Annotated in this window: 14 protein-coding genes and 1 tRNA gene; 1 reads left to right on the top strand and 14 read right to left on the bottom strand. The window is 41.7% G+C overall.

Features of this window, described 5'->3' with window-relative positions; genetic code table 11:
• Positions 1-357: 357 nt before the first annotated feature.
• Both prfH and OCK74_RS15205 read right to left on the bottom strand, forming a co-directional pair.
• The gene (gene prfH, locus OCK74_RS15210; protein ID WP_279297909.1) at positions 358-972 is read right to left on the bottom strand and encodes a peptide chain release factor H; all 615 of its coding nucleotides are present in this window, start codon (positions 970-972) and stop codon (positions 358-360) included.
• Between the two features lie 10 nt (positions 973-982).
• Positions 983-2,410: an RtcB family protein gene (locus OCK74_RS15205; RefSeq protein ID WP_279297908.1), complete on the bottom strand. Its 1,428-nt coding sequence runs from the start codon at positions 2,408-2,410 to the stop codon at positions 983-985.
• A gap of 519 nt (positions 2,411-2,929) precedes the next feature.
• Between OCK74_RS15205 and OCK74_RS15200 the strand changes: the two genes are divergently transcribed.
• Positions 2,930-3,199, top strand: coding sequence for a winged helix-turn-helix transcriptional regulator (locus OCK74_RS15200; RefSeq protein ID WP_279297907.1), 270 nt, complete (start codon positions 2,930-2,932; stop codon positions 3,197-3,199).
• Between the two features lie 46 nt (positions 3,200-3,245).
• Here the strand turns inward: OCK74_RS15200 and OCK74_RS15195 are convergent, their stop codons facing one another.
• The 12 genes from OCK74_RS15195 to OCK74_RS15140 form a co-directional block, all read right to left on the bottom strand.
• Complete coding sequence (locus OCK74_RS15195) at positions 3,246-3,968, bottom strand: 5'-methylthioadenosine/S-adenosylhomocysteine nucleosidase family protein (protein WP_279297906.1); 723 nt, start codon at positions 3,966-3,968, stop codon at positions 3,246-3,248.
• Between the two features lie 43 nt (positions 3,969-4,011).
• A tRNA-Val gene (locus OCK74_RS15190) sits at positions 4,012-4,086 on the bottom strand.
• 174 nt (positions 4,087-4,260) lie between these two features.
• A complete protein-coding gene (locus OCK74_RS15185; RefSeq protein WP_279297905.1) occupies positions 4,261-4,599 on the bottom strand; it encodes an amidohydrolase family protein in 339 nt (112 codons plus the stop codon).
• 116 nt (positions 4,600-4,715) lie between these two features.
• Positions 4,716-4,964 carry a hypothetical protein gene (locus OCK74_RS15180; protein WP_279297904.1) on the bottom strand — a complete coding sequence of 83 codons (249 nt, stop codon included), beginning with the start codon at positions 4,962-4,964 and terminating at the stop codon, positions 4,716-4,718.
• A 53-nt stretch (positions 4,965-5,017) separates the two neighbouring features.
• Positions 5,018-7,600, bottom strand: coding sequence for a family 20 glycosylhydrolase (locus tag OCK74_RS15175; RefSeq protein WP_279297903.1), 2,583 nt, complete (start codon positions 7,598-7,600; stop codon positions 5,018-5,020).
• Between the two features lie 127 nt (positions 7,601-7,727).
• Positions 7,728-8,948 carry an AGE family epimerase/isomerase gene (locus tag OCK74_RS15170; protein WP_279297902.1) on the bottom strand — a complete coding sequence of 407 codons (1,221 nt, stop codon included), beginning with the start codon at positions 8,946-8,948 and terminating at the stop codon, positions 7,728-7,730.
• Positions 8,938-11,049 carry a GDSL-type esterase/lipase family protein gene (locus tag OCK74_RS15165; RefSeq protein WP_279297901.1) on the bottom strand — a complete coding sequence of 704 codons (2,112 nt, stop codon included), beginning with the start codon at positions 11,047-11,049 and terminating at the stop codon, positions 8,938-8,940. Before OCK74_RS15165 ends, OCK74_RS15170 begins: the two co-directional genes overlap by 11 nt.
• A gap of 13 nt (positions 11,050-11,062) precedes the next feature.
• The gene (locus OCK74_RS15160; RefSeq protein ID WP_279297900.1) at positions 11,063-12,676 is read right to left on the bottom strand and encodes a sialidase family protein; all 1,614 of its coding nucleotides are present in this window, start codon (positions 12,674-12,676) and stop codon (positions 11,063-11,065) included.
• Between the two features lie 79 nt (positions 12,677-12,755).
• Positions 12,756-14,051, bottom strand: coding sequence for an MFS transporter (locus OCK74_RS15155; protein WP_279297899.1), 1,296 nt, complete (start codon positions 14,049-14,051; stop codon positions 12,756-12,758).
• Between the two features lie 32 nt (positions 14,052-14,083).
• Positions 14,084-15,196 carry a tRNA wybutosine-synthesizing protein 4 beta-propeller domain-containing protein gene (locus tag OCK74_RS15150; RefSeq protein WP_279297898.1) on the bottom strand — a complete coding sequence of 371 codons (1,113 nt, stop codon included), beginning with the start codon at positions 15,194-15,196 and terminating at the stop codon, positions 14,084-14,086.
• Between the two features lie 70 nt (positions 15,197-15,266).
• Positions 15,267-16,208 (bottom strand): dihydrodipicolinate synthase family protein, encoded by a 942-nt coding sequence (locus OCK74_RS15145; protein WP_279297897.1) that lies wholly within the window; start codon positions 16,206-16,208, stop codon positions 15,267-15,269.
• A 41-nt stretch (positions 16,209-16,249) separates the two neighbouring features.
• The gene (locus tag OCK74_RS15140; RefSeq protein WP_279297896.1) at positions 16,250-17,782 is read right to left on the bottom strand and encodes a RagB/SusD family nutrient uptake outer membrane protein; all 1,533 of its coding nucleotides are present in this window, start codon (positions 17,780-17,782) and stop codon (positions 16,250-16,252) included.
• Positions 17,783-17,786: the final 4 nt, after the last annotated feature.

Below are 17,786 nucleotides of genomic sequence, written 5' to 3'. Positions count from 1 at the left end.
TATGCAAAATCAGGATATTATCTACATTCAAAAAGGTGCAAAACCAGATATAACCGATAATGCCTGGATCTCGCTAGTTGACTTATGATCCTAAGTATTAAAATTATTTGACGGCAAGTTAGTATGTTGGAATACAAACTGGCTTGTAATTTAAAGCCAGTTTGTATTCCAATATTTACTTAAACTATGTGGCAAATAAGAAGTTGTCAAAATCATTTGACAAACCCTGCATCTCTCTTATTCATAAGTATGGTATATGCCACCATGCCTGGAAAAATTGGTTGAAGAGCTTACAGTTGTCTTATCTTTTAGTTTGAAGGAACTCAAAGGTTGAACCTTCTGAAGATAACTGCAAATTCATAGCTTTTCTATGATTGTTTTTACGGCATTTCCTCTTTCCAATGAATTATGCTCCAGCCAGTGACTTTGCTGCTGAGCCATTAATTGCGCCGTTTGCCAAGCCAGTACTTTTGCTTCTAATCTTTCCAAACATGCTTTTTTATTTTGTAATTGGGAACGATGATCAGAGGCTAATACCTGTATGCCTGTTGGTGTATGCGTACCTCTAACTGCTGTTTCCACTTTATTTACATGCTGACCACCTGGACCGGATGCTCTACACGTTTCAAAAACTACATCTTTAGCATCCCAATTCATCTGCTTTTCAACATTAAAAATAGCAACACCCACAAACCAATTTTTCCTTTTATAAAATTTCCGGTAAGGACTTTGTGCGATCCATTGGATAGTACCGCACCACTCCTTTGAAAACTCTTCGAGGTCTATGCCTTTTGCCATTATAGTGGAGGAAAGTAACGTGCCATTCAAATCACCTTTTTTATTTTCCAACACTTCCATTCCAATACCTTTTTTCCGGGCTTTTTCCAACATCATTTCTGCTACTTTAGCCACCACTCTGCAACATTCAACGGGACCTCTTCCCGAAGTTATCTGTATAATAATCTTTTCCATTTGTTTAATTTTATTCTTTGTTCATCCGAACAACTTTTGGCAAAAACCTGCCTTCTATTTGTACCAGGTCCTGTTGTGAATTCATAACTTTTTCTATGTTCTTGTAAGCCAAAGGATTCTCCTCAATACTGCCTCCAACCAGTGTTACGCCTGCATTAGATAGCATTTTTTTCAGGTCAGAAACCGTTGTACTTTCTTTTGCTCTTTTTCTACTCATAGCCCTGCCAGCTCCATGTGAGGCGGAATACAAGGCCTGCTCCACACCTTTCCCTGACACCAGATAAGCTGCGCTGGTCATACTACCAGGAATAATTCCCAACTCACCTTTATGAGCAGGTGTTGCACCTTTGCGGTGGATGATCACATTGCTCCCATCCGCAAGTGTATCCTGCCAGGCGAAATTGTGGTGATTTTCTACTAAAGCCACACCTTGTAACCCCAGTACTTTTAATAAATTAGCGTGTATGGTTTCGTGACAGGCTTTTGCATAATCTCCTGCCAGGTTCATGCTTAACCAGTACTCCTGGCCAGCCTCACTATCCATATCTAACCAAGCTAACTGTTGCGCCTCTCTAGGTAGCTTGCAAGTATCCATGGCAATTTTCGTGTAGTGCTGGGCAATGTTTGCGCCTAAACCGCGACTACCAGAATGGGAAAGCAATGCCAGGTATCTTTTAGGAGGTAGTTTAAGTACGTTGCCTGGAAATAACTCTATTGTACCAAATTCAACAAAGTGGTTTCCGCTGCCTGATGAGCCCAATTGTCTTGCTGCTTTTCCCTGCAATCGTTTCAATAGTTCTGTTTTGTTAAAAAGAGGGCTGTCCAAAACTTCATGTTCCTGTTTTAATTCCAGTCCACCTTCTGTTCCAAAATGCGTATACTCTTTTAAAGCTACTTTTAATTGGTGTGTATACCTTTTTAAATAGCTATCACTTTCATCTATAATTGTTAAAGCCATACGACATCCAATATCCACACCGACTGCATAAGGAACAATCGCATTGTATGTTGCCAATACACCGCCAATAGGGAGCCCATAGCCTGTATGAGCATCTGGCATTAAAGCGCCCTGTACCGTTACAGGCAGTGCCATAGCAAGTTCCATTTGCCGCTTGGCGCTTGCTTCAATTTCTTTTCCACCATAAATTTTGAGTTTGCCTGTTTCTTCTAATAAAGAGAAAGTTTTAAAAACAGGTACTTCTTCTTTCTCAATAAATGTTTCAGCTATTTTACCAACTACGATATCCTGCAAATATGCTGAAGGATTAGCTTTAATGTTTGTTAATAGCTTTATCAGATCGGCCTTTTCATGATGTTTGAAGTGTTTGGATAGAATGTTAATTACCAAACTTCTTGTTTGATCATTGGTATAGCCTAACTTACTTAGTTCTTTTGTTTTTATATTTCCCATAAAAGGAGTGTCTGAAGTTGTTGCCATTGAATACACCATGTAGGTGATGCAATGAATCTTGCAAATAGTGATACTTAATAGAATAACACATATGACAGCATGCAACCATGCACTGATGATTGCGGCATGTCGTTATGCGTCTTTACCATGAAAATAGTGCCCATGATTGATGCCCGGTAGAAGCCTAACCCAGAATTATAGTGCAGGCAAGTAAAGGTGAGTACAATGTATTTACCAATAACATTGCATCAATCCATAAAAAAATGTTAGCGTGCGTTCAACCTGCCATGTTAGGCCTGAATCAAGAGGGGCGATATGTAGATAAGTTCAAGCATAATTCCTTTTGTTTTAGAGTGATGAAATAAGGAATTGGCTGGCAAAGCTATATTTTATTTTCCAAAAAATAAAATTGCAAATGCTTTTCAAACAATACTGGGTTATTCCTAGGAATCTGGGAGATTGTTGCAAGGCAGGCCTTTTTGCTTTGTCAGCAGAACTTTGAACACCGAAAACTGGTAAAGAATAATAAGATGTAGTGGGAGGAAAATGGAAATTGGTTTTGATTTCTATTTGAGGGATAAGAAAAAAAGATTCAGGGAATTGTCAAGAGAAGCAGGCATTACCCCTCGGATTTTATCAAAAGAGTTGAAGGAACTGGAAATGAACGGTTTGGTAATCCGTAAGGTTCAGGATAGCAAACCTGTTACAGTAGAATACACCCTTACGCCTTTCAGCGAAACGCTTTCAGAGGTGATTATCGCCATGCACAAATGGGGGATGAAACACCGAAAACAGATTATTGGAGAATCAAAATAGGGAAATAAGGAAGGCTCTTGCTTAGTACTTCGACAAAAGCTAAATCTTATAGTCCATCACTAAGCTTCTCTACAATAGAGTCTACAGACAGGATCCTTTTGAAGGCTGCTGCAGTATTATGAACCTGTACATGCCATTCTTCTGCAGCTGTACCATCTGCACCGTCTGAAATATATTTCAAACATAAAAATGGAATCTGTTCCTTCATAGCAACTAAGGCTAATGAATAAGCCTCCATATCGATTACATCATATTCTGATGCAGTATGATTCATCTCAAAACTATCCCCCGTTCCGCATGTGCCTTCTTTCAGCCCTTCAATTTTCAATCCATACTCCAACACAGGTTCCAAACCAGAAAATGGTGTTTCATACAATCTAAAGCCAAGTCCTCTGACATCCATATCACGTTGAATAAACCTGTTGCAGCAAATCACTTCGCCCCGCTTGAATTTATTACTGCCTGCTGAACCTAGATTCACGATTAGACCTGGTTTCCGCTCCTGAATTGCTTTCGTTAAATTAAATACTGCATTTATTTTCCCGATCCCAACAAACAGTTTATTGAACTCTTTAAATTCCTCAGCGGCTTCAGATGAAAGTGCAAACACAAAGAGAGGATTCATTTTTGAAATTACAGATGCATCTAAATAACAGCCTGTTAGCTCATTCATGATGAAAAAATTATTTTCTGCGCAAGATAACATAGAAATAGTAAACCGACTTTGTTCTGAACTAGAGAATTCGGCTCGTTTGCTTTCAATAGTCATGGGCAGTAGTGGGGGATTTGCCGCCTAATGACTTCAAAACTTGTGGGCTGTACTGGATTCGAACCAGTGACCCCTACCCTGTCAAGGTAATGCTCTAAACCAACTGAGCTAACAGCCCGAAATGCTAATGCTTTTTATCTTATTTTCAGCGATCCAATTGTTATATAGTAATCGAAATCTAAAGTCATTAACGGCTTTTACAATTTAGTTCAAAGATAAGATATGTTGGCCTATCAAGTGATTGCTTTATACCGGATTGGGTCTTAAAGAAAATGCGTTATCTATTTATAATTTAAAAAATCATTGTTTCGTATTGCTTAAAGTCATTGCTGAACTTTATAAAACTGGCTGGATAGCCCACTTTTATAGCACCTAAATTATGATCCATCTTAATGGCTTTCGCAACCCGTAAGGTGGCCATGCTAACGGCTTCTTCAACCGTCACGTTCAAATATTGTATTGCATTTTGTACTGCTTCAACCATAGAAATAGAGGCGCCGGCAAGGTTGCCTTCTTTATTGCGATAAAAGCCGTCAATTAGTTTCGCATCAATAAATTCCCATTCAAATTCCTTGAGCTTCCTGCCCAGGAAACTGGAATCAGTGATTAAAAATAGTTTTTCTCTTTTCAATTTATAAGCAATCCTTGCAGCTGCATAATGGCAATGCGCTCCATCAAGAATGACTGGTGCAAATACATCTTCGTTGTCAAAAACGGCCCCACAATTCCAGGTTCGCGATGTCCCATTTACGTCATGGCATTATAAAGATGCGTAACGAGTGAGATGCCTTTAAAAAAATAATGCTTAGAACCACCGTTTATCTGGATATCAATAAAACCCGGTGCAATATTCCATCCTTCCAGGTTTATCACCCTTGCATCACCGGGTATGCTGTCTTCTATAGCGCAGACCCTGCCGTTCTCAATAACGATTATGACATTATCTATTACCTTTTCGCCTGTAAAGACCTTTCCATTAACGATAGCTGTCCTCATGCTTTTATATTATAAAAATCCTGATGAAAGAAATAGCAGGCAATATTATTGTCTTATTCCATGGTGCTTACACCATCAGCAGGTATAAACGTAAACATCCATTTTACCGGGTTTTGCCAGTCTGCGCCTTTGAAGGTACCAACAGGTGCTTTTATCAATACGCTATTCCAGCCTTTTTCCAAATAGATCTTTGTAGGTGCCCTGTACTCATATCCTTCATCCTGCAACGGAATTTCTGAATCGCCTTTTTGTCCACCTCTCTTCCAGACAGGAGGTGATACAGGTTTTCCATTTACCCAAACAGCACTTTCTTTTTCATCCCACTTGCCAACAGGCGGAGTATCAGTAGCAGGTGACCGGGAAAGATTGTTGAAACCAATCCAAAAATCTTTAAATCCGTCTTCATCGCTCCATAGCCTGGTTGTGGCGTACCAGGTTGTATTTTCTTTAGGGTTCATTATAACGCCTTGTACCAGAGGATGCCACCAATGGCGTAATACAATTGTACCACCCGTTACATACAGTGATGAAACTGATTTACTTTCATTGAATGATTTATTTTCCGGTTCAAAGCATTTAGAGAGATTACCGCTATTTTCATAAGGCCCATACAAGTTCCAAACTGTAAAAGATTGCTTAACGTAAGGGAAAGGCAGACCACAAAAATATTGATCACGGTGCTCCATCAGCCGCTGTTCAAATTGAGTAAAGGCAGTATCTGCTTTTGACTGAATAAAATTGGTGATCCATCCCTGATAACCACCACCGCGCCAGCTTCTTTCTGAAAAAGCCAACATGCCAGGATAAACGGGGTTCATTTTCAAGAAATCATCTTCTTTTGCTACTCTTCTGTCGTGCCAAATGCAGAGCGTTCCTCCTGATATATTTTTATCCTCTTTCATTCTGTCACCCAGTTGTCTATGAAAAATGGTAACTACGCTTTCCAATGGGTCCATGTGGTTCAGGTAAAGATGACGCGAATCAATATAGGTACATGCTTTATCCACGGCTCCATCTTTCATCCACAATTGCCGTATGGTCTTTTTATCCAGGTTGCCGCCAGGATCCCAGCCTATGGTTTTCTTGTTATGGCGGTGAATCAATGCTGTTATTTCAGGAAGAAAGTTCTTATTAGTGATCTTCACTTCATCTCCGCCAATATGCAAATAAGGCACATCGTATGTTGCACAAAATTCTTTCAGAATGTTCTTTACAATGGCCAGGCCGCTGTCACTTTGCATATCGAAGCCAAAAGCCCTTGTAAAAGCTGCACTATGGCCAGGCATATCAATTTCAGGGATCAAAGTGATGTATCTTTCTTTACAGAAGGCTATGAGTTCATTCAACTCATTTTCAGAATAATACAAGCCTTTATCTCTCAGCATGTTTTGTGGAGCGGTTAATTTTGGGTATTGCCTGAAAGCAAGCCGCCAGGCAACATCCTCCGTCAGGTGGAAATGAAAGATATTCAGCTTGTAGTGAGACATTATTTCAATCTGCTGCTTCAGGAGATCCATGGATTGATAATTCCTGCCAACATCAACCATGTATCCCCGCCAGGAGAATTGAGGCCAGTCTTTAATTTCACAGCCATCGACCATGACACCACTCCTCATGCATTGAAACAATGTTTGCAGACCATTAAAGATACCATGAGCAGTATTGGCGGTCAGGGTGATCTTTGAAGCATTTACTATTAAATGGTAAGCTTCTGATGATTGAGGTGCATCTACCTTACCCAGCTTTAATTCAATTTGCGGATCAGTAGCAACAGCCCTGTCAATTATTTGCAACGTTTTGCCTATTCGCTGCATTTCATGCTGTAGCAAACGAGCCTCTTTTAGTATTGCCTTATCATTGATCACGATTGCGTTACTTGCGTATAAAGGAAACTTTTCCTTTTTCCATTCTATATTTTGTGGTAATGGTATTAAAGATGCTTGCTTTGGCCTGTCATACACATAAGGATAAATAAGGTGCTTCCATAACATATAACCTTCACCGGTGAGATGCAGGCCGTCATTAGTGTACCGGGCATCTAACCAGCCATCGGCATCGACCAGCGAGGAGTAAAGATCAATAAAGAAATAGTGATGCGCCATTGCATTCCTGCTCAATTGATCATTTACCTTTTTCACTTCTTCGGCCTTGCTCATATGTCCGGCGAATTTTCCAAAAGAGCTGTTTACCGGGAAAATACTTTGTACATATAATTTAGTTGCCGGTATTTCCTGTTTCAAGTAATCAGCGATCCATAAAATGTTTTTCACAACGCTATCAGAAGCAATACCTCTGGCCAGATCGTTGGTACCTATGAGCAGGAATACTTTTGCAGGTCTGCGATTTATTATTTCATCTATGCGGTGAATGAGACCTGCTGTCACATCACCGCTGATACCACGGTTCTTGATGCGAAGGTCAGCAAACAATTCTGCCCATTCGTTTCCATCAGTTATGCTATTTCCCCAAAAGATGATATCTCCTTTTGTTTGCGGAATACTTTTGAAAAGTGTAACTCTCTGGTGATAGTAAGTAGAAAACAAGCTATCATGCAGTACTGGTTTCTGCAACTGGGCAGAAATAGAACCGTTAATGAATAAGAGATAAGTGATAAATTGTAAAAGCTTTTTTTTCATGATCTTCAGCTTGACTATTGAACAACTACTTCATTTTTCTGAAAAGATTTGATACAATCGTGCTTAACAATAAAGAACAGCACTCATTTATTTGCTGAACAACCTTATGCACAATGTTTTAATCCTTCTATGTATTCGAATAGCTGCCGAGGTGAATAGTTTCTTCCTTTTTTAAATAATCATTAAGTATTTGCAGGCAGTACCACTCCTGCCTGGGTAAATGAAAAGGCCCTTTGAATAAGTTGCCTTTAGCCGTTTGTGCAATGGTGCCATCACGATGCAGGTAACCAAACCATTCTCCCCTCTTTTGATCATGAAAATGCTGGTACGAATAATCATGCACCATCCTGTGCCAGTCCGCATATTTCTGATTACCTGTCACCAGGTAAGCGAGCAAGGTAGCAATGATGGTTTCATTATGCGGCCACCAGAATTTCATATCCTGCCAGTATTCCTGCACAGGTTTGTTGTATACATCCCTGAAGTATAATATGCCGCCAAACTGTTTGTCCCAACCTCTTTCCCACATATAGTCCAGCATTTTACAGCCAAGCTCAATCAGATGGGGATCATTATTCCTGTAGACCGCTTCTTGCAAAATAAACCAGGCCCCTTCAATAGCATGCCCCGGATTCAGTGTACGCCCATCAATATGATCAATAATGCTACCATCGGGAGCAACTTGTTCCATTACACAGCGAATGTCATCTTTTACGAAGTAGGTTTCTATTTCCTGTATCCATTTTTCAATCCATTCGTCACAACGCTCATCATTTATAGTTTCACGCAGTTGTTGCGCGGTGTTGATCATGATCATAGGAGCGCCTATACCTTTAGCAGAGCGTGTATCCGTAAACTTAAGGGGTAGCATCTTCTCACCGCTGGCATATGCAATGCACTCACCAAATATCTTCCTGGCGTTGCTGGCAGCTTCTTCATCTCCGCTGGCTTTGGCATAGGCAGCCGTCGCAATGACATAAAATGTTTCAGAGAAGAAATACCTTCTTTTGCGAACCGGCTTGCCATCTCTTGTGACATGAAAGAACATCCGGCCATCTGTATCAAAACAGTGCCTGTTCAGGAAATCATATCCCAGCTTTGCCCCTTCCAGCCATTCCTGTTTCCTCTCTACCGTGTTATATAATGTAGACAACAACCAGGTTGCGCGCCCCTGGATCCAAACTGCTTTATCATCATCGATCAGACTACCATCAGCATCACGCATCAGTAAAAAGCCACCATGCTCCTGGTCATAAGAACGGGGAAACCAGAAGGGAATAGTGTCGTTCAGTAATTGGTTGCTATAAAACTCTTTCAGATTCAGAAGGTCTTCTTTGCTATAACTCATTATACTGTTTGTTTAAGGTAAGGTAGAAAGTAGAAGCTGGCAAGCCTGCCTCATTCACCAGATTAGCACGGGTAAATGGTTGCCAGGCATATGCTACAGCTTTTATTTTTTCGTTAGCAGGTAAACTAATCTTTACTTTATTACCACTAACAATATTTGCTTGTGCGGGAATTAGTAATCCTTTGGTGGTAACCAGCTCAAAGCCTGTTAGCTGTTCATTGTTTGAAGCAGATAACTTCTTTGCAAAAGAAAAATCAATAATAACGCTCTTGCTGTCTTGCTTCGCAGATGTTACCATCGGGCCCTCTGCCGGGATATTTTTGTTGTAAGTATATCGTTCCGCTAAAAGCGCCAGGCGCTCCCCTACTTCTCTTTTTCTTGTCGGATGCACATCTAAGGAATCGCCAAGGTCTGAACTCACAGCCATATAAACGTTGGGAACCTCTTTTTGCAATTTGCGCTGTATTTCCCTGAAATGAGGCCATGACGGACGGTCAATGGACGATAGTTGCACGAAATAAAAAGGAAAATCATAACCCCATTTCTTTCTCCAGCTGCGTACCATTGTCTTAAATAGTGCTTGGTAGGCTTCTGGATTGTGCGTATTGCTTTCGCCCTGGTACCATAGTACGCCCTTTATAGGAAAGCGGGTTAAAGAATCAATACCGGCTTCATAGTTGTAACAGGGTTCATAGGGATGACGCTGGTTGGCTTTGATGGCATTCTTTAAATTCACATCTGCCCGCTCACGGCAGAAAGCCTGTATAAAGTCAGATTTACGCCAGTTGTCTAAAATATCAACCAATTGCTCATCATGCTCCATGGTATATCTGTCAATCCATGATTCTATGGGCGAACCGCCTACAGCTACCTGTATTAGACCAATAGGAATGTTTTCTTCAGTAGTTAGCTTTTTGCCAAAGAAATAAGCAATGGCTGAAAAGTCGGCAGCCGATTGGGAATCAGTAATTTTCCAATGGCCAGAAAAGTATTGCAGCTTGTTGATTTTATCCAAGGTTAGAGAATCCCAGGCAGCAGCATTGGTCTCTGCCAATTGATTGTATTTGAAGAGACGAAGCCTGGAGAGTCTTGAAGCTTCCTGAATCGCTTCTTTTCCTCCAATAGCATGCTGCAGTTGGAATGCCATATTCGACTGGCCAGAACATAACCACACTTCGCCAATCAATACATTTTTCAGGGTAATTACCGACTGCTGATTTTTAATGCTAGCCTCATATGGACCACCCGCCTGCATAGCAGGAAAGGCAATTTTCCAGTTGCCATACTCATCGGCAACTGTTTTTTGCTTATCCATATGAAAGGTCACTTCAACCAGAGTGCCTGCATTGGCTTTACCATAAAAATAAATGGGTTGCTCACGCTGCAATACCATATCATCAGTAAATATGGACGGTATTTGCAAACCGCCCACATCTCCGGTTAAAGCCTTATAGACGGTATGAGCTATGATAGAAGCGCCTTCAGCGTCAGGATGTAAATTGTCAGCAAACAAATCAGGACGGTTGTGCAAGGGCGTATACAAATCTATTAGCGCCGTATGGTTAGCCTTAGCTATTGCAGGAATCAATTCCTGAATTTGCCAATACCAGTCTCTTGTGCCAGACTTGAACCTTGAATGCCCGTTAAATATGGGTGTAAGCCTGCAGACAAACACTTGAATAACCGGATTTACTTTCCTTAATGTATCTATCAGCCAGGCGTAATCAGGTTCAAAGTTATCCCTGTAATCAGGCCAGTTCCGTGGATCGGTATCATTCAAACCTAAATGTACAATAGCTATATCAGGCGCAAATGCCAATGCCTCCGCAAATGCCTTGGTCTTATAATAAGGGTTATGGCCTTTGCGCAGTAGTGTAGCCCCGCTATGACCAAAGTTTTTAACCGTATATCTCTGTCCCATCAATTGCTGCAGGACGGAGGGATAGGACGTCAATTGCGGTTTCTTGTGCCCTGCTCCAAAAGTCACAGAGTTGCCAATGCAGGCAACCTTTAGGATGGTAGCCTGCTGTGCAGATACAAAGACATTTATACAAACCAGCAGTGCACCCAGTAAACACTTTATTGAAAAATGCGGCCGCATTGATTTCTCTTTATTATTTAATGATATCACTTACTGGAATACGTAAGAAGTAAAGATCTCTTGTACCCTCATATAAAATGCCGATGGTATGATCATCAATTTTTGTCAGGGCAGAATATCCATAAGTTGACCTAAAATCAAGTGCAACTTCATTCTCTGGCAACCACGATTCACCTAAATCAAGACTTGCTTTGATGGTTGTATTGAATCTAGCTGAAGTTGAGTTAACGTTACTGAAAAATAAAACATCTTTCATTTTTCCTTTTACATTCACCCTTGCTTTGATAAGGCTTGCCATTGAAACCGGGTCAGGCAATGCTTCATACGAGGTATGATGTTCTACCCAAGTTTTACCCATGTCTTTTGTTGTTGCGACGCTTCTGAACTTTCCCCGGTTATCCCGCATGTTCAGCATTAATGTGCCTGGGGTAGTTTCCACCACCTGGCTTTCAGTTGTATTCGACTTGGCGCCAATGCCACTCTTCCATGTTTTGCCATGATCTCCACTGTATATTATAGATGAATGTGGAATGCCTGGCTTCTTCGATTCGTCCCAGTATTGTGAGGCAAAAACAAGATTACCGTTTTTCATAGTAATGCCAGTCCCCGGACCATTAAAATATAAATGCCATTTGGGATCTTTTACCTGGTTTGTAATGCTGTAAGGTTTTGACCAGGTTAATCCATCATCATCACTGCTTACTAAAACAAACTGACCGGTCGTATCGGGAGAAAGCCCAGGTTCTGACCCTGCAATGGAACGGTTGCCCTTGCTCCATAATGCAGCCACCCAAATCTTTTTTGTTACAGGGTCAAATAAAACGGCAGGATCTCCAACACCATTGTTTTCATGCGGCGCTCCCATGTCCATTATGATCTTCATTGGCTCCCATGTTTTGCCTCCATCGGTGCTACGGCTCATGCCTACATCAATGTTTCCGGGCAAATCCCTGGTATTATCATACCGTGCGTCATATACTGCAATCAATGTCCCCTTATCTGTTGTAGCCAATCCTGGAATTCTGTAAGTGTGTACACTGTCTTCCCAGGCCGAACGGACAGTGATTCCAAGCCGGTGAATAGATGAAGTCTTTGTTTCCAAAGAATTTTCCAATTCTGGTGTCTTTAACTTTTCACCCGTTGCAGTGGTAAAATGAGTGACCTTAGCAATATACTTTTTATCAATATCTGCATCATCTTTCAACTTAACTATTAATAATACATATGTAATGCCGGGATAAGCTTCCAGGTCAAATGGAATATCTATTTGGCCGGAGAGTTTATTCACTGTTGCAAGGAGGATTGAGCTTTTGGCAATTGTCGGCTCGTTCTTGGTGTTATATACCTTTAGTTCCTCAATGGCATCAACAGCATTTTTATCTAATGTTAAACCAAGGCTTTTTAAACTCAAAGGCTTACCCGCAGGAACATAAACACGGATACGGAGCAGTGGATTAAAGTCAAACTTTTTTATTGTAGGGATCAGTGGTGAGATGTATGAGATCCGGATGCCACCGGGTAAGGATGATTTAAAGTTTGATGAGGATTTGGTTTGTGCATTACTAATCTGCGTGTACAATAATAAACAGCAGAAACAAAACCAATAGATAATTTTTTGCGTCTTCATTCTTTTTCAATTAATGATGTTCCTCATCCAAAACGTTATTTATTCTTGGATGAGGAAAACTAAGTTGAATAACAGTTAATTATATTTCATTAATAGCTTCAAATGTTTTTTCACTCTGCGCATTTTCAGTCTGCACATCCACAAAATCATTCATTTTCGGGCGCAGGAAATAAAGCTGAATAATGAGAGCGACCAGCACAATACCTGCTAGCATAGCAAAGTCTTTGCCCAGACTGCCTGCATCAGTTGACTTGCCTAACAGGTCTGTAATGAATGCCCCCGCAAATACTCCGGTCATGTTCATCAGTCCATAAGCCGTAGCCCTGTATTTGGAAGAAACAAACTGGCAAAGAATAGGCATATTGTTGGCATCGAACATCCCAAACCCAAAGCCGAAACAAAACGCAGCGCCAATCACATGAACTAATGAATGACCAAAACCTATGAGCAGTAAGGAAGGGATGGTCAACGCCAGACCGATGGCACTGGTATATATCCTGCCCCTTATATTTTTTTGTACCCACCGGTCGGACAAAATACCGCCAAAGATGACACCCAGGAAAGAGGAAGCTGCAATAGTAATGGTAGATAATGGACCTGCTTTTGCCATTTCTATTTGCAGGTTATTGGCAAAGAGCGTAGGCAGCCAGTTTTTAGTGGCCCAGCCTGGCAGACTTGGTATTGCAAAATAAAAGAGGATGATCCAAAAGGAAATATTGGTAAATAGTATGCCCAAACCTTTAAATAGCGATGTGTTGTCCTTCGGTTTTATTATATCCATTTCAGTACCTTGTTCCACTCCGCCCTTTTTCTCTTTGAGGAACAGGATCAATACAGTCGAATAAACAATACCAATCAGTCCAAAGGTGTGAAAGGTCTCCTTCCAGGAATATTCTGCCGCGATTGTAGCGCCAAAGCCGCCGAGTGCCTGTCCCATATAAAGCCCGGTCATGTGGATGCCCACGGCCAGCGATCTTGATTTGGGAGCATGGAAGTCAGCGATTAGTGATAGTCCTGCAGGGATATACAGGGCCTCACTTACGCCCATTATGGCTCTTAGCCAGTATAACTGGTTAAAGCTTGTAGCATACCCCATAGTATAAGTAACACCAGACCATACAAAAAGACTGCCCACGATCAGCCATTTGCGATTAAACTTATCCGCAATAATTCCTGAAACAGGACTCATAAATCCATAGATCCAAAGGAAGATAGCCATTAGGTAGCCAAAGTTGGTGGCCGACTGCAATTCTGCAATATCCATTTGCATGGAGGGCTTCATTGTGGATAGCATCTGCCTGTCCATGTAGTTCAAAAGAGCCACCCCCCACAACAGCCCGACCAATATCCATGGATAGTTTTTTGAGTATTTCATTTGCTATTAGATAATGTCAGTTATTTTTTCTTTCATTTACTAATTATCTTTCCTGCCAATACCAGTGGTGTTCTCACACCTGCCTTTATCTCACCACTTGGTATGATTACATATTTACCCCATTTACATGCAGTGGTAGTTACAGGCACATCAAAAGGAATACACCCTCCAATAGACCATTTATTTGTAATCGTGTTATACTGCAAAACTTCTTTGCTGAAACCCGGATGCGCTAATTGGACATTGATCTTTTCCCGGTTCAACTCTTCTCTTTTCTTTTCATCCTTTTCCTTACTGATTGCAGCGATCAGTCTTTCCGCTTTTTGAAAGGTTTCACCTTTATCGCCGCCAAACAAAAGGATGGAATGACTACCTGCTGCAACTCCTGTTCCTGCAGATAAAGGATAAGGTAATGACCTTTTTTCTTGCCACTGGTTTTTCAAAAAATCAAATGCATACACAGATGCATACAGGTCACTGATGCCGCTGGCATTTCTTTTTCTTCCGCCCAGGATATAGATAGCATCCTGATCTCCATTTGACTGTACCACCATAACTGCATGTGAAATGGGTTTAGGAAGATCTGCCAACTGCTTCCATCCGGAGGAAACATTGGCCAGGTCAAGGCTTAAGAACTTTGACGAAACGCCGCCATCAGCAGTTTCACCTCCCGCTACAAATACCCTGTTGCCATGGCATGTTGCCGCTGCGTTAGTTACTGGAAATGGAAGAGAGGGCAGATCATTGATTAAATTTTTTTTCCCAACAGGATCCCATCGCAACAAGATCACCTGATCCGAAATTCCTGATTCGTTCTCTCCTCCCGCATAAACGATCCCTCTTGATGAAGAGCAGCTGGCGCCATAGGCCGTATTCAAGGATAACTGAAAAACCTTGTCCAGTTTCCTGGTCACATCCCTCGTATCCATTTCATACACAAACACATCCTTGTAGTACCTTTTTTTGCCGCCATTCCAGGGTGCTTTGTCCGGGAAATTAGCACCTCCCGCAATGATCATAACATTGTTATGAATGCCCGCCAGGGTTCCTGCCTGCCCCAGCGGTTGATCATTGTCCGGGGATGCTGGTAAGGTGGCTGCTATCCTCCAATCAATCTGTATGCCTGTGTTTATTTGTGCTAACATCGTTTGTGTATTTACAATGAATACAAGTATGAATATCTTATGAAGCAGGAAACATCTCACCTGAAAGTCCTCACGATTTTACCAGTTCCGGAATAACAGATTTGAATGCATCAAATGATAAAGCTGCTACATCCTTGCTGAAGTTTTCAAAAGCTTCAGCACTCATGTTGGTAACAGGAATCCTGAATTCACCGCAATCCAGGCCGGCCAATTTCATATAAGCTTTGCCTGTAGCGATGCCGCCAAATTTGCCCAACAGCCGGATCATGTCGATGGATTTTTGCTGCAATGCCTGTGCTGTTTCCATATCTCCATTATTAAAGGCATCGATCAGTCTGTAATAAAGTGGTGCCGCATAATTGAAGGTACTGCCTACCGAAGCTTTGGCACCTAGTACCAATGCCGAGAGCATGTTTTCATCCCTTCCCCACAGCATATCATATTTGCCATCCTTAAAACGCAGGCATGAAAGAAAATCCATGAAATCTTCATGGGTGTATTTGATACCTGCAAAGTTAGGCACCCTGCCATCAATTGCTTGCAGCAGGTCGTACATGGCAAAGCCTACACCCGTAAGCACAGGTATATGGTAGTAATAAAAAGGCATATCAGGAACAGCATCTGCAATGGCCTTGCAGCAATCAGTCAGCCTGGTCACATTGGCAGGCTTGAAGTAAAAAGGTGCTGTAAATGAAACAGCATAGATGCCCACCTTTTTTGCATGTTTTGCAAGGTCTATGCAATCTGCAATGCTGGTGCCACCTACCAGCAGCATCACTTTGAAATCTTTATCATTCCGGGTGACGTCAGCCCAGGCATCTGTAACTGCTTTCTTTTCTTCGGTAGTCATGGAAACACCTTCACCAGTTGAACCGCAGATGAAAGCACCGGTAATATAATTGCTTTTAAGTAACTCGTAATACTGGGGTATCAATGATAAGTTTAATGAACCATCCTGATGCATGGGCGTAAAAGGCGCCGCCACTAATCCTTGTAAGTGCTCAATTTTCATATTTGGTGTTTATATCTTAAACAGTTGAATTTTCAAAACAATCAATAACCTGGCGTCTGCTCCAGTTTTGGATCCAGGTTCAACATATCCCGTGAAATGGGTAACAGTAATTTATAAGTATTGGAAGGAGCTAAATACTGCGGATTTATATATTGGAACACGAATTCGTTGCCTGCTCTTCTCAAGGCCCACCAACGCTTGCCTTCGCCAATAAACTCACGCAGATTTTCTTCCAGTATCGCTGCCATGTTCTGCTGAACAGAACCATTTACCAATGGTGTATATCCGCTGCCATAGGCTCTTTCCCTTATGGCGTTGATCTCGATAGAAGGATCTTCTCCAAGCTTTGTTTTAGCTTCTGCCAGCATCAGTAAAACATCTGCATAGCGGTAAACCGGGAAATCTGTACTATACACCTGTATGCCTGCATCTGATTTACCAATGAATTTCGTGAGCAGTACACCGGCAGATGAATAAGTGTTGCCACTTTTTCTATACATGACCCGGAAGGTATTGCTGATACGCTGGTCTGATTGTCCTGATGTGAGTTTATTAATCATGTCTGGTGAAAGGCCAATACGACTGGCCCCTGCCACTAAAGGATATGCATTAGCAACGGTTTGGCCTGTTGCAGGATCTATATAAAGAGTCCCTGCCTGTGTAGTATTCACAAGGATGTTGCCATAGGCGCTTATAGTTGCCTGATCTTTTTCAAAATTGATGGCGAATAGGATTTCCTTGTTATTAACTTCCCTGTCCGGATTGAAGTTATCCGCATAATTAGCATTCAAACCAAGCGTGGGCTGATTCTTAACTTCTTCCAGAGCCTGCTTTGCCGTGGTCAGATCAGCAGTACCGCCATTGAAATTTGTGGCAGACCATAAGTACACATCACCCTTCAGCGTTAAGGTTGCCGGGCGGCTCCAATAAATACGTTTGCTGCTCAGTGGGTTAAAACTATTGTCACCATTGAACAACCGCAGTGATTGCTCTATATCCTCTTTTATGAGCTTCATTACATCTTCCGGTTTGGCTCTTTCACGATACAATTCAGGCAGGTTGCTTACACCAGTCACAGGCGTTGTACTGATGGGAACACCACCCCAGGTTTTCAACAAGGTGTAATAAACATACGCACGCATGCCATAAGCTTCAGCCAGATAACGGTCTCTTTTGGCAGCCTCCAGAGGTGACTGAGGAAAGAGAGTGATCACCGTATTCAACCTGTCGATCAAATTGTAAAAGCCAGCCCATTCGGTTGCCGGTACATTGTCCCTGCTGATGTTATGTGTGTAATATTGTTTTGCACCTGCATCTTCAGATTCTGTATATAGCCCATCAGCCCAGATCTCCGAACGCATTTCACCTAAGGTGAATAATGCACTATGATAAGTTCGAAAAGAGGAATAAAGTCCATTATACAGGCCCACAGCAGCATTAGGATCTGTGAGTACTGCCTGCTGAGGGATAGAAGTTCCTGCAGTCACTTCCTCCAGTCTTTTTTCGCAGGAAGTGAAGGTAAGCAGCCCCGCGGCAAGGGCAATCGCTATATAGTTTATTTTGATTGTTTTCATTGCT

Source organism: Paraflavisolibacter caeni (assembly GCF_025628885.1).
Taxonomy (GTDB): domain Bacteria; phylum Bacteroidota; class Bacteroidia; order Chitinophagales; family Chitinophagaceae; genus Flavisolibacter; species Flavisolibacter caeni.
This window is presented reverse-complemented; position numbering and strand designations above follow the sequence as displayed.

Coding starts and splice junctions, on each gene's coding strand:
- OCK74_RS15155 (WP_279297899.1), bottom strand. CDS start 14,051: ATGAAATACTCAAAAAACTATCCATGGATATTGGTCGGGCTGTTGTGG.
- OCK74_RS15160 (WP_279297900.1), bottom strand. CDS start 12,676: ATGAAGACGCAAAAAATTATCTATTGGTTTTGTTTCTGCTGTTTATTA.
- OCK74_RS15170 (WP_279297902.1), bottom strand. CDS start 8,948: ATGAGTTATAGCAAAGAAGACCTTCTGAATCTGAAAGAGTTTTATAGC.
- OCK74_RS15140 (WP_279297896.1), bottom strand. CDS start 17,782: ATGAAAACAATCAAAATAAACTATATAGCGATTGCCCTTGCCGCGGGG.
- OCK74_RS15195 (WP_279297906.1), bottom strand. CDS start 3,968: ATGACTATTGAAAGCAAACGAGCCGAATTCTCTAGTTCAGAACAAAGT.
- OCK74_RS15175 (WP_279297903.1), bottom strand. CDS start 7,600: ATGAAAAAAAAGCTTTTACAATTTATCACTTATCTCTTATTCATTAAC.
- prfH (WP_279297909.1), bottom strand. CDS start 972: ATGGAAAAGATTATTATACAGATAACTTCGGGAAGAGGTCCCGTTGAA.
- OCK74_RS15180 (WP_279297904.1), bottom strand. CDS start 4,964: ATGAGGACAGCTATCGTTAATGGAAAGGTCTTTACAGGCGAAAAGGTA.
- OCK74_RS15205 (WP_279297908.1), bottom strand. CDS start 2,410: ATGGCAACAACTTCAGACACTCCTTTTATGGGAAATATAAAAACAAAA.
- OCK74_RS15200 (WP_279297907.1), top strand. CDS start 2,930: ATGGAAATTGGTTTTGATTTCTATTTGAGGGATAAGAAAAAAAGATTC.
- OCK74_RS15150 (WP_279297898.1), bottom strand. CDS start 15,196: ATGTTAGCACAAATAAACACAGGCATACAGATTGATTGGAGGATAGCA.
- OCK74_RS15145 (WP_279297897.1), bottom strand. CDS start 16,208: ATGAAAATTGAGCACTTACAAGGATTAGTGGCGGCGCCTTTTACGCCC.
- OCK74_RS15165 (WP_279297901.1), bottom strand. CDS start 11,049: ATGCGGCCGCATTTTTCAATAAAGTGTTTACTGGGTGCACTGCTGGTT.